The sequence below is a fragment of the Nonomuraea harbinensis genome (genome assembly GCF_019396385.1).
Classification (GTDB): Bacteria; Actinomycetota; Actinomycetes; order Streptosporangiales; family Streptosporangiaceae; genus Nonomuraea; species Nonomuraea ferruginea.
Genome location: NZ_JAHKRN010000039.1, coordinates 1 through 15111, shown reverse-complemented (window position 1 = coordinate 15111; position 15111 = coordinate 1). Strand labels below are relative to the sequence as shown.

Here is a 15111-nt window from a genome sequence, read left to right as displayed (position 1 = left end):
GCCATGTTACGAGGCGTTGTCGCGGTCACCCTGCTCGGCTTCACCGCCGTGAACCCCGCGCCGCACGGGGACCCCCCGGCCGTCACCGTCCGGGAGCACGTCCGCCACCAGAACATCGACGGGTTCGGCCTCTCCCAGGCCTTCAGGCGCAACGAGCTGCTGGAAGCGCTGTCACCCGAACAGCGACGCGAGATCCTCGACCTGTGGTTCGACCCGCGCGAGGGGGCCGGGCTGAGCATCCTGCGCCTGGGCATCGGCTCCTCCCCCGCCGGCAGCCCGTACGACCACATGGTCTCCCACCAGCCCGAGGACCCGGGCGGCCCGGACGCGCGCCCCCGGTACGTCTGGGACGGCGACGACAACAGCCAGGTATGGGTCGCCAAGGAGGCGCGGCGGTACGGCGTCGAGCGCTTCTACGCCAACGCCTGGAGCGCCCCCGGCTACATGAAGGACAACGGCGACGACAAGAACGGCGGCACGCTCAAGCCGGAGTGGGCCGAGGCCTACGCCCGCTACCTCGTCGCCTACACCGACTTCTACAAGAAGGAGGGCATCCGGATCACCGACCTGGCGTTCACCAACGAGCCCGACTACACGGCCCCGTACGCCTCCATGCGCTTCACCCCGGAACAGGCCGCCGCGTTCGTCAAGGTCCTGGGCCCGATCGCCAAGGGCATGAACGTGGTCTGCTGCGACTCCTTCGGCTGGGACGAGGCGCGCGCCTACACCCGGGCCGTCGAGGCGGACCCCGAGGCCCGCCGCTGGGTCAAGGTCCACACCGGTCACACGTACGCGAGCCCCGTGGACGGCCCGCTTCCCACCCGCCGCCAGGTGTGGATGTCGGAGTGGAACCCCAACGGCACCACCTGGAACGAGAACTGGGACGACGACAGCGGCTACGACGGCATGACCATCGCGCTGGCCGTGCACGACGCGCTGACGCTGGGCCGGGCCAACGCCTACGTCTACTGGTTCGGCGCCTCCCGCGGCGCGACCAGGGCGCTGATGCAGATCGACGACGCGGCCGGGACCTACCGGGTGGCCAAGCGGTTCTGGGCGCTGGCGGCCTACGGCAGGTTCATCAGGCCCGGCGCGGTCCGGCTCGACGCCACCACCGCGAACCCGGCGCTCAAGGCGTCGGCCTTCCGCAACCGTGACGGGTCCACGGTCATCGAAGTGATCAACACCGGCGCCGAGCCGGTCACCTGGCACGGCGTGCGCGGCGTGCGCGGCGTGCACAGCCGGGCGACCGCGTACCTGACCGACAGCACGCACGACCTCGCCCCCAGCAGGATCACCGGCGGGAGCGTCACGCTCCCGCCGCGCGCCCTCACCACCATCGTCGTCGGAGGCCATCGATGAGACCCCTGATCGTCGCGCTCACGCTGGCGCTCGCCGTGCCCGCGTTCGCACTCCCCGCGTCCGCCGCGCCCCCCGGCCAGGACGCCGCGAACGCCGCCGCGAAGAACCACCACCGCGTCAAGGACCTGCGCGACCTGGCGCGCAAGCACGGCATCAGGATCGGCAGCGCCGTGGACGTCGCCGCGCTGCGTGCCGAGGCCGACTACCGGCACGTGCTCAACCGCGAGTTCACCCACCTCACCGCCGAGAACGCGATGAAGTGGGAGAGCGTGGAGCCCGAGCGCGGCGTCTACACCTGGGACGACGCGGACGCGGTGGTCGCCAACGCGCGCCGCAACGGCCAGCAGGTGCGCGGCCACACGCTGATCTGGCACAACCAGCTCCCCGGCTGGCTGACCAGCGGCGTGGAGGACGGCTCCATCGGCCCCGCCGAGCTCAGGAAGATCCTGCGCGAGCACGTCCAGACCCAGGTCCGCCGCTACAAGGGCAAGATCAGGGCCTGGGACGTGGTCAACGAGGCCGTCGACGACGACGGCAACATGCGGCAGACCATCTGGCTGCAGCACCTCGGCCCCGGCTACATCGCCGACGCCTTCCGCTGGGCCCGCGCCGCCGACCCGCGCGCCAAGCTCTACCTGAACGACTACAACGTCGAGTGGAACCAGGGCAAGATCGACCGCTACCTGAGCATCGTCCAGGAGCTGCAGGCGCAGCGGGTGCCGATCGACGGCATGGGCTTCCAGGGTCACCTGGGCATCCAGTACGACTACCCCGGTGACTGGGCCAACGTCATGCGGCGCTTCGCCGCCCTCGGCCTGGAGATCGCGGTCACCGAGATGGACGTGCGGATGGTGCTGCCCGTCACGCCCGAGAAGCTCGCCACCCAGGCCGAGTACTACAGCAGGGCGCTGACCGACTGCCTGAGCGTCAAGGCCTGCCGCGAGTTCACCGTCTGGGGCTACACCGACCGGCACTCGTGGGTGCCCGGCTGGTTCGACGGCGAGGGCGCGGCCTGCATCCTCGACGAGAACCTGCGGCCCAAGCCCGCCTATCAGGCCCTGCTGGCGACCGCGAGGCGCTAGCGGCCGGTGAACTCGGGGGTGGACTTCTCGGTGAAGGCGGTCATGCCGGTCTTCGCGTCCTCCGTCGCGAAGATGCCGGAGAACTGGAGCCTCTCGATCTCCAGGCCGGAGTCGAGGTCCACCTCCATCCCCCGGTCGACGGCCAGTTTGGCGGCCCGCAGCGCGATCGCGGGCCCGCCTGTGAAGGTCGCGGCCCACTCGCGCGCGGCCTGGTAGACCTCGGCGTCGGGCACGACCCGGTCGACCAGGCCGATGGCCAGCGCCTCGGCGGCGGGCACGTGACGGCCGCTGAAGATGAGGTCCTTGGCGCGGGCCGGGCCGATCAGACGCGGCAGCCTCTGGGTGCCGCCGGCGCCGGGGATGATGCCGAGCTGGATCTCAGGCTGGCCCAGCTTGGCGGACTCCCCGGCGACCCGGAAGTCGGCGCACAGGGCGAGCTCGCAGCCGCCGCCGAGCGCGTAGCCGGTGATGGCGGCGATGACCGGCTTGCCGATGCGGGCGACGGCGGTGAGGCTGTCCTGCAGGGCGCGCGAGTGCGCGTACATGTCGGCGTACGACATGACCGCCATCTCCTTGATGTCCGCGCCCGCGGCGAACACCCGCTCGCCGCCGTAGATCACCACGGCGTGCACTCCGGGATCGTCGTCCACGAGACGGGCCGTTTCGGCGATCTCCCGCTGGACCTGGGCGTCGAGGGCGTTCATCTTCGGACGGTCGAGTCTGATCGTGGCGATCTGGTCGGCCACCTCGACGCTTACGAACTCAGCCATGGAGCGAACCCTACCGGCCGCCTTTTCGCCGGTTCCGGCAGGTCTGTCTGGTGACCCAGTCGATGAAGAATTTCTTCGCAAAACTCTCGCCAGAGAAGGAAAATGTTGAGACGCTGACTCCGTTCTGACAGCCCCCAGCAAGGAGCGGTACATGCGCAGAGCGCTGGCGATCGCGGCGGTCGCCATCCTGCCCTTAGCCCACGTCACGGCCGCGTCGGCCACCGAGCCCGACGACCGGCAGCAGGCCTTCGCGGCGGCGGCCGAGGAGTTCCAGGTCCCCGAGAGCGTGCTGCTCGGCGTCTCCTACCTGGAGTCGCGCTGGGACGCCCACGCCGGGACGCCCAGCAACAACGCGGGCTTCGGCCCCATGCACCTGACCGACGCGGCCTCGTACACCGGCTCCAACCACCACGGTCAGGACGAGGAGGACCCGCGCGGCGACGACAGCAGGCCGGCCGTCCCGGCGGCCGAGGCGCCCGGGCCCGCCGAGATCCCCGCCGCGCTGCGCACCCTGGAGCGGGCGGCCGAGCTGACCGGCGAGAGCCGCGAACGGCTGCGCGCCGACCCTGCCGCCAACATCAGGGGCGGCGCCGCGCTGCTGGCCGACTACCAGAAGTCGATCGGCGCGCCGCTCAGCGACGATCCCGGCCAGTGGTACGGCGCGGTCGCCAAGTACTCGGGCGCCGAGCAGCAGGAGGCCGCCCGGTTCTTCGCCGACGAGGTCTTCGCCACGATCAAGTCCGGTGAGGAGCGGGTCACCGACGACGGCCACCGGGTCAGGCTCAGCCCCGTCCCGAACCTGGGCAAGGTCGTGGCGTGGCTGGAGAAGCTGGGGCTGCGCGCGCCGCGCCGCGACGGCGTGGAGTGCCCGAGCACGGTGTCGTGCGAGTGGATCCCGGCCGGCTACGCCGAGCTGCCAGGCGGCGGCTACGGCAACCACGACCTGGCGAACCGCCCCAGCTCCCAGAAGATCGACTACATCGTCATCCATGACATGGAGGGCTACTTCGGCCCCTCCGTCGGACTGGTGCGGAACCCGGCCTACCGGGCGAGCTGGCAGTACTCGCTCCGCTCCTCCGACGGGCACATCGCCCAGCACATCAAGGCCAAGGACGTCGCCTGGCAGGCCGGCAACTGGTACATCAACGCCAAGTCGATCGGGCTGGAGCACGAGGGCTTCCTGGCCGAGGGCCACACCTGGTACACCGAGGCGATGTACCGGACGTCGGCCAAACTGGTGCGCTACCTGGCGCTCCGGCACGGCGTGCCGCTCGACCGGGCGCACATCATCGGCCACGACAACGTGCCCGGCACGCTCCCGACCACGGTGCGCGGCATGCACGAGGACCCCGGGCCGTTCTGGGACTGGGCGCACTACTTCAAGCTGCTCGGCGCCCCGCTGCACCCGTTCGGCGGCCCCCGCTCCGGCGCGGTCATGATCAGGCCCGACTTCCAGAACAACAAGCCGTACTTCTACGGCTGCGACCGGCAGAACCCGGAGGCCGCCTGCCCGCCGCTGCCCGCGCACACCGTCTGGCTGCGCACCGAGCCGCGCGAGGACGCGCCGCTGGTGAAGGACATCGGCAAGCACCCCACGGGCGAGTCCCTCTACAGCGTGTACGACCACAGCGCGCGGGCCAGCACCGGTCAGCGGTACGCGGTGGCCGACCGGCAGGGCGACTGGACGGCGATCTGGTATCTCGGCCAGAAGGCGTGGTTCCACAACCCGGCGTCCGCGCCGACCGCCGTGCCGTCGATGGGGCTCGTGGTCACGCCCAGGCCGGGCCTGGCGACGGTGCCGGTGTACGGCAGGGCCTACCCGGAGGAGGCCGCCTACCCCGAGGGCGTCCCGTACCAGGCGGTCACGCCGCTGCAGTACACGTTCTCGGCGGGCGAGAAGTACACACTGGCCGGGACGGCGGCGACCGAGTATTACCGGGCCGTCACCTTCGACCCGGCGAACCACCAGGTGGTCCGGGGCAAGACGAAGTATCTGCAGATCCAGTTCGGGCACCGGATCATGTTCGTCAAGGCTGACGACGTGCGGGTGACGTTCTCCGGGTGAACTCCGAGACGGCGCGCCTGGTGCTGGCCAGCGCCTCCTGCGAGGAGTCGTAGGTGCGCTGGGCGACGCCGACGAAGACGCAGTCGACGACGAGGAGCTGGCTGATGCGGCTGGCCAGGGCGCCGGGACGGAACTCCGTCTCGCGCCCGGCCGAGATGAGCACGTGCTCGGCCAGCTCCGCGATGGACGAGCGGGGGTTGTTGGTGATGGCGACCGTGGTCGCGCCGGCCTCCCCCGCCCGGCGCAGCGGCTCGATCACGTCGGGCGTCTCGCCCGAGGTGCTGATGCCGATCGCCACGTCGCCGTCCTTGAGCAGCACCGCGCTGGTCAGCGCCAGGTGGGCGTCCTGGAAGGCGTGGCTGGACAGGCCGATGCGCAGCAGCTTCTGCGCGACGTCCTCGGCCACCAGGCCGGAGGCGCCCACCCCGTAGGCGTCGATGCGGCGGGCGCCGACGATGGCGTCGACGACCAGGCCGAGCCGCTCGGAGGTGAGCTGGGCGACCGTGTCGTTGATCGCCTCGGACTCGGCCCTGGCGACCTTCTGGATGACCTCCGACAGCGGATCGTCGGGGGCCAGGTCACCCGGCACCAGCCGGTCGGGCTGGGCGGCGGCCGCGGCCAGCGCCAGGCGCAGCTGCGGGTAACCCGCGAAGCCGAGCAGCCTGGCGGTGCGCACGATCGTCGCCTCGCTCGTGCCCGACGCCGCCGACAGCTCCGTGATCGTGCTGCGGGCCACCGTCGCCGGGTCCTCGAGGATCAGCTGGGCGACGGTGCGGGCAGCGGGCGTCAGAGACGGCAGCACACCACGGACCGTGGCCACCAGGGTGTCGGCTCGCATGCCGTTGCCGTTGTCGTCCACAGACCCGATTATGCCGTTGGTTGACCTGATTTCTACACCGCGTAATCAGCGCAGGGTGCCGTTGGTCATGCCGACCGGCTCCTCGGGCACGGCGATCAGCCCCAGCTCGGCCCGCGCGGCCACCAGCGGGTGGTGCGGCACGACCCGGACGGTGTAGCCGAAGGCGCCGGTGCGGCCGAGCGGGACCACCCCGGTGAAGTGGGCGCGGCCGTCGTCGTCGACCCCGGCCGCGGTCAGCTCGGCGTACTCGGGATGGATCAGCTCGTCGTGCGGGCCGACCCTGCCGTAGGCGGCCTCCACCAGCACGTCGCCGGGCTCCAGGTCGCCGAGAGTGATCGTGGCCCGCAGCTCCAGCGAGGCCCCGACCTCCGGCGTGTCCCCGACGCCCGAGGCCTCCACGTGCTCGACGCGCACGCCCGGCCACTCCTTGGTGACCTTGAGCCGCCAGTCGGCGAACGCCCGCGCGGGAGCGTACCCGTCGGCCGCCAGCGCCCGCGCGGCCCTGGCGGCGGGCGTGTAGAGGCCCACCACGTAGTCGCGGAGCATGCGCCCGGCGAGCACCTTGGGCCCGAGCGAGGTCAGGGTGTGCTTGACCATCTCCATCCAGCGGCGGGGCAGCCCGTCGGCGGCCCGGTCGTAGAAGCGGTCGGCCACCTCGTGCTCGATCAGGTCGTACAGCGCGGTGGCCTCCAGCTCGTCACGCCGGTCGGGGTCGGTCACCCCGTCGGCCGTGGGGATGGCCCAGCCGTTGGTGCCGTCATACCACTCGTCCCACCAGCCGTCGCGGATGGACAGGTTGAGTCCGCCGTTGAGCGCCGACTTCATGCCGGAGGTGCCGGACGCCTCCAGCGGGCGCAGCGGGTTGTTGAGCCACACGTCGCAGCCCTGCACCAGCAGCTGGGCCAGGGCCATGTCGTAGTCGGGCAGGAAGACGATGCGATGGCGGACGTCGGCGCGGTCGGCGAACTTGACGATCTGCTGGATGAGCTTCTTGCCGCCCTCGTCGGCCGGGTGGGCCTTGCCCGCGATCAGGATCTGCACCGGCTTGTCGGGGTCGAGCAGCAGCTCGCTCAGCCGCTCGGGGTCGCTGAGCATGAGCGTGAGCCGCTTGTAGGACGGCACCCGCCGGGCGAACCCGATCGTCAGCACCTCGGGGTCGAGCACGTCGTCGATCCAGCCCAGCTCGGCCGGCGAGGCGCCGCGGTCGAGCCACGACTGGCGCAGCCGCGCCCGCGCGCCCTCGACCAGGCGGCCGCGGAGCTCGCGCCTGATCTCCCAGATCTCCGTGTCGGAGATCTTCTGCACGCCCTCCCAGCCGCGCGCCCGCTCCAGCAGCGACGGCAGCTCGCGGCCGGCCAGCTCCATGAACTCGCGGCCGACCCAGGTGGGCGCGTGGACGCCGTTGGTGATCGAGCCGATCGGCACCTCGTCGACGTCGAAGCCGGGCCACAGGTCCTTGAACATGTCCCGGCTGACCTCGCCGTGCAGCTCGGACACGCCGTTGACGCGCTGGGCCAGCCGCATGCCCATGACGGCCATGTTGAACCGGCCGGGATCGGCCTCGGCGCCGAGTTCGAGGATGCGCTCGACGGGCACGGTCGGCCAGGCGTTGCCGCCGCCGAACTGGCGGGCGATCATGTCGACGGGGAACCGGTCGATGCCCGCGGGCACCGGGGTGTGGGTGGTGAACACCGTGCCGGCCCGCACCGCCTCCAGCGCCTCGTCGAAGGAGAGCCTGGACTCGGTCAGCTCGCGGATGCGCTCCAGGCCGAGGAAGCCCGCGTGGCCCTCGTTGGTGTGGAACACCTCGGGGTCGGGGTTGCCGGTGATGCGGCAGAAGGCCCGGATGGCGCGCACCCCGCCCACGCCGAGCAGGAGCTCCTGCATCAGCCGGTGGTCGGTGCCGCCGCCGTAGAGCCGGTCGGTGACGTCGCGGGCGGCGCTGTCGTTCTCGGCCACGTCGGAGTCGAGCAGCAGCAGCGGGACCCGCCCGACCTGCGCCATCCAGACCTGGGCGTGCAGCACCCGGTCGTCGGGCAGCGAGATGCGGATCTTGACCGGCGCGCCGCCGGGCTCCTTGAGCAGGCTCAGCGGCAGGCCCCCGGCGTCGAGCGACGGGTAGTGCTCCAGCTGCCAGCCCTCGGGCGAGAGCGACTGGGTGAAGTAGCCGTGGCGGTAGAGCAGGCCCACGGCCAGGATCGGCACGCCGAGGTCGCTGGCCGCCTTGAGGTGGTCGCCCGCCAGGATGCCGAGGCCGCCCGAGTACTGCGGCAGCGCGGCGGCGATGCCGTACTCGGGTGAGAAGTAGGCGATGGCCCGCGCGGCGTCGGGCAGCGTCTGGTACCACCGCGGCGCGGTCATGTACTCGCGCAGGTCGTCCGCGGCGTCGGCGAGCCGCCGGCGGAAGCGGCGGTCGGCGGCCAGTTCGGCCAGCCGGTCGGGCCCCACGGCGCCCAGCAGCGCGACCGGGTCGTGGCCGACCCGCTCCCAGAGGACGGGGTCGACCTCGGCGAAGAGATCCATCGTCTCTGGGTGCCATGACCAGCGCAGATTGTGGACGAGCTCGCCGAGTGCGGCCAGCTCCGCGGGCAGGACGGTCCGGACGGTGAACCGGCGGATAGCTCTCACAATGTGAACCCTACGGGCTAGGAGGAACGTCTGGTTCCTTCACCCCCAGTCCCGGCTTTCAAACCCCTTCCGAGATGAAGCATGAAGGGAGACTTTTGGGGCAACTTTCCCCCATGTCAGGTTCTCCCGGGGACACTCGGGAGCTCTATCCATCGCTGCCCGCAATTCACGTGCAAGGATCGATCCTGCCAGGAAAGCCTCCGGCGGTACCGAGTGCCGTCGCAAACCTTGAAATGCGATGATCGGACGAATTCCCATCACGGACATCTCCCCCGTCGTCGACTGCGGGCAGTGGCCCGCCAAGGCGGTCGCCGGCGAGACCTTCGAGGTCTCCGCGACCGTGTTCCGGGAGGGCCATGACGCCGTGGCCGCCGGAGTGGTTCTCACCGCGCCGGACGGGCAGCGGGGCAGGCTGAGACCGATGCGCGAGACCGCCCCCGGCACCGACCGGTGGGCCGTGGAGGTCTGCCTGCCGAGCGAGGGCGACTGGCTCTACCGCGTGGAGGCGTGGAGCGACCCCATCGCCAGCTGGCTGCACGACGCCGACATCAAGATCCCGCGCGGGCTCGACACCGATCTCATGTGCGAGGAGGGCGCGCGCCTGTTCGAGCGCGCGGCCAGGGCCGTGCGGCAGGCCGACTGCCCGGCTCCCGACGGCGCCAACGGCGAGAGCGCCTGCGGCCACCGGGCCGCGCTGCTCGGCGTCGCGGCGAGGCTGCGCGACGAGGACCTCGACCCGCGGGCCCGGCTGTCGATCGCGCAGCTGCCCGAGACGGCCTCGCTGCTGGCGGCCCACCCGCTGCGCGAGCTGGTCACCAGGTCCAGGCAGCAGAAGGTGCGGGTGTCCAGGCGGCGGGCGCTCTACGGCTCCTGGTACGAGTTCTTCCCGCGGTCGGAGGGGGCCGTGGTCAACGGCGTCGGCGCCTCCAAGTCCGGAAATTTCCAGACTGCGGCCAAGCGACTGCCCGCCATTGCCAAGATGGGCTTCGACGTCGTCTACCTGCCCCCGATCCACCCGATCGGCCACACCTTCCGCAAGGGACGCAACAACACGCTCAACCCCGAGCCCGACGACCCCGGCTCGCCGTGGGCGATCGGCTCGGAGGACGGCGGGCACGACGCCGTCCACCCCGACCTGGGCACCATCGACGACTTCGACGACTTCGTCGGCCGCACCCGCGAGCTGGGCATGGAGGTGGCGCTCGACTTCGCGCTGCAGTGCTCCCCCGACCATCCGTGGGTCAAGGAGCACCCGGAGTGGTTCACCGTCCGGGCCGACGGCACGATCGCGTACGCCGAGAACCCGCCCAAGAAGTATCAGGACATCTACCCGCTCAACTTCGACAAGGACCCCGAGGGCCTGTACGCGGAGATCAAGCGGGTGCTGCGCCACTGGATGGACCACGGCGTGCGGATCTTCCGGGTGGACAACCCGCACACCAAGCCGGTGGCGTTCTGGGAGCGCCTCATGGCCGACATCCACGCCACCGACCCTGACGTGCTGTTCCTGTCGGAGGCGTTCACCCGGCCGCCGATGCTGCACGCGCTGGGCAAGATCGGCTTCCACCAGTCGTACACGTACTACACCTGGAAGAACTCCAAGTGGGACGTCGAGGACTACCTGGCGGAGCTGTCCCACGCCACGTCCCACTTCCTGCGGCCCAACCTGTTCGTCAACACGCCGGACATCCTGCACGAGTACCTGCAGCACGGCGGGGTCCCGGCGTTCAAGATCAGGGCCGTGCTGGCGGCGACGGCCTCGCCGACGTGGGGGGTGTACTCGGGCTACGAACTCGCGGAGAACGTGCCGGTACGTCCCGGCAGCGAGGAGTATCTCGACAGCGAGAAGTACCAGTACCGGCCGCGTGACTGGGTGACCGCGGAGCGGGAGGGCCGCAGCCTGGCGCCCTTCATCACCCACCTGAATCTCTTCAGAAGGGCCCACCCGGCCCTGCAGGAATTGCGTAACCTACGGTTCCACCGGGTCGACCAGCCGGACATCATCTGCTTCTCCAAACGGCTGCCCGGCGCCTACGACGCGGCCACACGACGGCACGGACTGGGCGACGTCGTCATAGCGGTGATCAACCTCGATCCGCACCATACGCACGAGGCCACGGTAGACCTCGACCTGCCCGCCCTCGGGCTCGACTGGAACGCCGAGTTCGTGGTGGACGACGAGTTTTCCGGCGAGTCGTACCGTTGGAGACAGAACAACTACGTGCGTCTCGACCCTCACATCCAGCCGGCCCACCTTCTCACCGTACGAGCGTCGCCACGGTAGAGCTGAATTCAGCGGGGAGTCTTCAACAGTGTGTGCAAGCGCCTCCCTCATGAGCACCCGAGAGGAGAGCTCATGAGCTCCACACCCATTCCCAACACCTTCGACGACGAGAAACCACGCGACCCCTACTGGTACCGGCGTGCCGTCTTCTACGAGGTGCTGATCAGAGGGTTCGCCGACTCCAACGGCGACGGCACGGGCGACATCCGCGGCCTCATCGGCAAACTCGACTACCTGCAGTGGCTCGGCGTCGACTGCCTCTGGCTGCTCCCGCTGTACGAGTCACCGCTGCGCGACGGCGGCTACGACATCGCCGACTTCATGAAGATCCTCCCGGAGTTCGGTGATCTCGGCGACTTCGTACGGCTGGTCGAAGAGGCGCACAAGCGCGGCATGCGGGTCATCGCCGACCTGGTGATGAACCACACCAGCGACGCCCACCCGTGGTTCCAGGCTTCCCGCCACGACCCGGAGGGGCCGTTCGGCGACTTCTACGTCTGGTCCGACACCGACACGCGCTACCCCGACGCCCGCATCATCTTCATCGACACCGAGACGTCCAACTGGACGTATGACCAGGTGCGCGGGCAGTACTACTGGCACCGGTTCTTCCATCACCAGCCGGATCTCAACTACGAGAACCCCGCGGTGCAGGACGCGATGCTGGAGGTGCTGCGCTTCTGGCTCGACCTGGGCATCGACGGGTTCCGGCTGGACGCGGTGCCGTACCTCTTCGAGGAGGAGGGCACCAACTGCGAGAACCTCCCGAAGACGCACGAATACCTCAAGCGCGTGCGGGCCGAGGTCGACAGGCTCTACCCGGACCGGGTGCTGCTGGCCGAGGCCAACCAGTGGCCTTCGGACGTGGTGGAGTATTTCGGCGACCCGGTGGGCGGCGGGGACGAATGCCACATGGCTTTCCATTTCCCGCTGATGCCCCGCATTTTCATGGCGGTCCGCCGGGAGTCCCGCTACCCCATTTCCGAAATTTTGGCACAAACGCCGAAAATTCCGGAAAACTGCCAGTGGGGAATCTTCCTCCGCAATCACGACGAGCTGACCCTCGAAATGGTCACGGACGAAGAACGCGACTACATGTATACCGAATATGCGAAAGACCCCCGTATGCGGGCGAACGTCGGCATCCGCCGCCGGCTGGCGCCCCTGCTGGAGAACGACCGCAACCAGATCGAGCTGTTCACCGCCCTGCTGCTCTCGCTGCCCGGCTCGCCGGTGCTCTACTACGGCGACGAGATCGGCATGGGCGACAACATCTGGCTCGGCGACCGCGACGGCGTCCGCACCCCCATGCAGTGGGACCCGGACCGCAACGCGGGCTTCTCCGACTGCGACCCCGGCCGTCTCTACCTGCCGGTGATCATGGACCCGATCTACGGCTACCAGGGGCTCAACGTCGAGGCCCAGCAGAAGAACGCCGGCTCGCTGCTCCACTGGACCCGCCGGATGATCGAGATCCGCAAGCGCCACCCGGTGTTCGGGCTCGGCGAGTTCATCGAGCTCAACTCCTCCAACCCGAGCGTGCTGGCGTTCGTCCGCGAGCTGGGCGACGACCGCATGCTCTGCGTGAACAACCTGTCCCGCTTCCCGCAGCCGGTGGAGCTGGACCTGCGCAGGTTCGTCGGCGTCTCGCCCGTGGAGACCATGGGTGGCGTGCCATTTCCACCGATTGGCGAACTTCCGTATCTTTTGACGCTCCCTGGGCATGGGTTCTACTGGTTCACTTTGCCGCCGGCCCACACCCAGGAGGAGTAGGACGTGCTGGAGGAGCTCCTTGCCGCATGGATCGCACGCCAACGCTGGTTCGGCGGCAAGGGGCGCCCGATCGACTCGCTGTCGATCGACTCCGACGTCGTCATCGAGGCGGGCGACCCGAGCCTGCGCCACCTGATCGTGTCGGTGTGGCAGGAGGGGTCCCGCGAGCGCTACCAGCTCCCGCTCGGCCTGCGCAGGGAGCTTCCCGACACCCTCACCCACGCCTTCATCGGGCCGTACGCGGCGGACGACGGGGAATGCGTGGTGTACGACGCCGTCCACGACCACGAGCTGACCCGCTGGATCCTGGAGTCGATGGCGGCCGGCTCGGGCCGGGCGGGCGTGCGGTTCCACCACCTGCCCGGCGTCGAGATCGACACCAACCAGCGCAGCCTGGTGCTGGGGGCCGAGCAGTCCAACACCTCGCTGGTGTTCGGCGAGGAGTACATCTGCAAGCTCTTCCGCCGGCTCGTCCCCGGCGTCAACCCGGAGCTGGAGATCGTCACCGCGCTCGCGATCAGGCAGGCGCCGCACATCGCGCAGCCGTACGGGTGGATCGAGACCGACCTCGACGAGACCCCGACCACGCTGGCGATCATGCAGGAGTTCCTGTCGAACTCCACCGACGGCTGGGACCTGGCGCTCACCAGCGTGCGCGACCTCTACAACTCGCTGCCCGGCCTCCCCGCCGCTGAGGCGGGCGGCGACTTCGCCGCCGAGGCGGGCCGGCTCGGCGCGGCCACCGCCCGCGTCCACCACGAGCTGCGCGAGGCGTTCGGCACGGAGGTGATGGAGCCGCACGAGATCAAGCGGATGGCCGAGGACTTCAGGCGCCAGCTCGGCCGCGCCGTGGGCGAGGTCCCCGAACTGCGCGAGCACGTGCCCGCCCTGGAGCTCGCCTACCACCGGGCCGAGGAGCTGACCACCGAGGTGCGCGTCCAGCGGGTGCACGGCGACTACCACCTGGGCCAGGTCATGCGCACCACCACCGACTGGGTGGTGCTCGACTTCGAGGGCGAGCCCGGCCAGCCGCTGGCCGAGCGCCGCGCGCTCTCCTCGCCGCTGCGCGACGTGGCCGGCATGCTGCGCTCGTTCGACTACGCGGCCAGGCACCTGCTGGCGGACCACTCCGAGGCGGCACGCCTGGAGCCGATGGCCGAGGAATGGGCCAAGCGCAACAGGGCCGCGTTCCTGGAGGGCTACGCCGAGGGCGGCGGCGTCATCACCCCCGCCGACACGGCGCTGCTGCGGGCGTTCGAACTGTCGAAGGCGGTCTACGAGGTCGTGTACGAGGCCCGCAACCGCCCCACCTGGGTGTCGATCCCCTTGGCCGCCTTCCGCTAGACGGCCGGGCTCTCGAAGGGCGACACCGGAGCGGCGGGGCGCCGCGCCTCCTGCGCGTTGCTGATCCGCAGGACCACCAGGGCCGCCGGCACCGCCGCCACCAGCATCAGCGCGCAGCTCAGCACGTCGAACCTGGCCGCCGACGCCATGGACTCCAGCTCTTCGGCGTTGAAGAACAGCCGCCCGGCCACGAGCGCCACCCAGTTGCCGATCAGCCAGAGCGCCCACCAGAGCGTGACCAGCCCCGAGCGCGGCCAAGGATCGTTCTCGTCCCGATGGCTGGCGCTCCAGATGTCGTCGACGATCCGCTTCGGGAACCAGAGACTGATGATCGGTACGAACCACGCCAAGATGGCCCAGGGCCGGGAATGCCGTTGCTCGTCCGGCGCCAGGATCTCGGCGTTCGCCCGTACCCGGAAGATCCAGACCAGGAAGGCCACGGCCGTGAGGACGTAGACGCCGAGCTCCGCCATGCCGGTGAGGGCGTAGAGGGCGTCACTGGCCTCGACCTCCTCCATCGTGATGGCGGCCGGGTCGGCGATCACGCGGTCGATGAACGCGGCCCGCTGCAGGTCGACCACGATGACGCCGACGGCGACGAGGGAGTGGAGCACCAGCGCGCCCACGGCGAGGAAGGCGACCCCGCGGGCCGGGCGTAACGGTAACGGGTACATGGTGACCTCTCGAATGGGGGGTGAAGAGCCCGCCAGTCTTACGAGATCGCCGAGCCGGAAGCACCCGGGTGTCCGACCCGGCACCCATCCGTGATCAACCCGAGACGGTTGTCAGGCCGTTCAGGCGGCCTTGTACTCGGGGCAGCCGTAGCCGGTCACCTGGGACACGGGCCGGATGCGCTCCTCGACCTTGCCGTTGCCGGTGTTGCCCTCGATCGTGGTGATCGTGCCGTCGCCGTTGTCCTTCTTCACCAGGCCGACGTGGTCGAC

General features: G+C 70.1%; 10 protein-coding genes. 6 read left to right on the top strand and 4 right to left on the bottom strand.

Going from position 1 to position 15111, the window contains the following annotated elements; genetic code table 11:
• Positions 1-3: 3 nt before the first annotated feature.
• Both KME79_RS31645 and KME79_RS31640 read left to right on the top strand, forming a co-directional pair.
• Positions 4-1362, top strand: a complete 1359-nt coding sequence (locus KME79_RS31645) for a glycoside hydrolase family 30 protein (protein WP_219548334.1) — start codon at positions 4-6, stop codon at positions 1360-1362.
• Entirely contained in the window at positions 1359-2444 is a 1086-nt protein-coding gene (locus KME79_RS31640; RefSeq protein ID WP_219548332.1) for an endo-1,4-beta-xylanase, read from the top strand. The genes KME79_RS31645 and KME79_RS31640 overlap by 4 nt, the downstream gene beginning before the upstream one ends.
• On the opposite strand, the gene KME79_RS31635 is transcribed toward KME79_RS31640, so the two are convergent.
• A complete protein-coding gene (locus KME79_RS31635; RefSeq protein WP_219548330.1) occupies positions 2441-3214 on the bottom strand; it encodes an enoyl-CoA hydratase/isomerase family protein in 774 nt (257 codons plus the stop codon). The two genes, KME79_RS31640 and KME79_RS31635, sit on opposite strands and share 4 nt — an antisense overlap.
• Before the next feature lie 151 nt (positions 3215-3365).
• Between KME79_RS31635 and KME79_RS31630 the strand changes: the two genes are divergently transcribed.
• On the top strand, positions 3366-5279 hold the full coding sequence (locus KME79_RS31630) for an N-acetylmuramoyl-L-alanine amidase (RefSeq protein WP_219548328.1): 1914 nt from the start codon (positions 3366-3368) through the stop codon (positions 5277-5279).
• Here the strand turns inward: KME79_RS31630 and KME79_RS31625 are convergent.
• Complete coding sequence (locus tag KME79_RS31625) at positions 5242-6138, bottom strand: MurR/RpiR family transcriptional regulator (RefSeq protein WP_308249120.1); 897 nt, start codon at positions 6136-6138, stop codon at positions 5242-5244. The two genes, KME79_RS31630 and KME79_RS31625, sit on opposite strands and share 38 nt — an antisense overlap.
• 45 nt (positions 6139-6183) lie before the next feature.
• Entirely contained in the window at positions 6184-8766 is a 2583-nt protein-coding gene (gene glgP, locus KME79_RS31620; protein WP_219548326.1) for an alpha-glucan family phosphorylase, read from the bottom strand.
• 238 nt (positions 8767-9004) lie between these two features.
• On the opposite strand from glgP, the gene KME79_RS31615 reads away from it, so the two are divergent.
• From KME79_RS31615 to KME79_RS31605, 3 genes are all read left to right on the top strand, one after another.
• Entirely contained in the window at positions 9005-11050 is a 2046-nt protein-coding gene (locus KME79_RS31615; protein WP_219548324.1) for an alpha-1,4-glucan--maltose-1-phosphate maltosyltransferase, read from the top strand.
• Between the two features lie 72 nt (positions 11051-11122).
• The gene (gene treS, locus KME79_RS31610; protein WP_148029430.1) at positions 11123-12823 is read left to right on the top strand and encodes a maltose alpha-D-glucosyltransferase; all 1701 of its coding nucleotides are present in this window, start codon (positions 11123-11125) and stop codon (positions 12821-12823) included.
• Between the two features lie 3 nt (positions 12824-12826).
• Positions 12827-14167 carry a maltokinase N-terminal cap-like domain-containing protein gene (locus tag KME79_RS31605; protein WP_219548322.1) on the top strand — a complete coding sequence of 447 codons (1341 nt, stop codon included), beginning with the start codon at positions 12827-12829 and terminating at the stop codon, positions 14165-14167.
• On the opposite strand, the gene KME79_RS31600 is transcribed toward KME79_RS31605, so the two are convergent.
• Entirely contained in the window at positions 14164-14841 is a 678-nt protein-coding gene (locus tag KME79_RS31600; protein ID WP_219548320.1) for a DUF4328 domain-containing protein, read from the bottom strand. The genes KME79_RS31605 and KME79_RS31600 overlap by 4 nt on opposite strands.
• Between the last annotated feature and the right edge of the window lie 270 nt (positions 14842-15111).

Excerpts from the sequence above, each read along its gene's own strand:
- KME79_RS31615 (WP_219548324.1), top strand. The coding sequence starts at position 9,005 with ATGATCGGACGAATTCCCATCACGGACATCTCCCCCGTCGTCGACTGC.
- KME79_RS31635 (WP_219548330.1), bottom strand. The coding sequence starts at position 3,214 with ATGGCTGAGTTCGTAAGCGTCGAGGTGGCCGACCAGATCGCCACGATC.
- KME79_RS31630 (WP_219548328.1), top strand. The coding sequence starts at position 3,366 with ATGCGCAGAGCGCTGGCGATCGCGGCGGTCGCCATCCTGCCCTTAGCC.
- KME79_RS31600 (WP_219548320.1), bottom strand. The coding sequence starts at position 14,841 with ATGTACCCGTTACCGTTACGCCCGGCCCGCGGGGTCGCCTTCCTCGCC.
- KME79_RS31640 (WP_219548332.1), top strand. The coding sequence starts at position 1,359 with ATGAGACCCCTGATCGTCGCGCTCACGCTGGCGCTCGCCGTGCCCGCG.
- KME79_RS31645 (WP_219548334.1), top strand. The coding sequence starts at position 4 with ATGTTACGAGGCGTTGTCGCGGTCACCCTGCTCGGCTTCACCGCCGTG.
- treS (WP_148029430.1), top strand. The coding sequence starts at position 11,123 with ATGAGCTCCACACCCATTCCCAACACCTTCGACGACGAGAAACCACGC.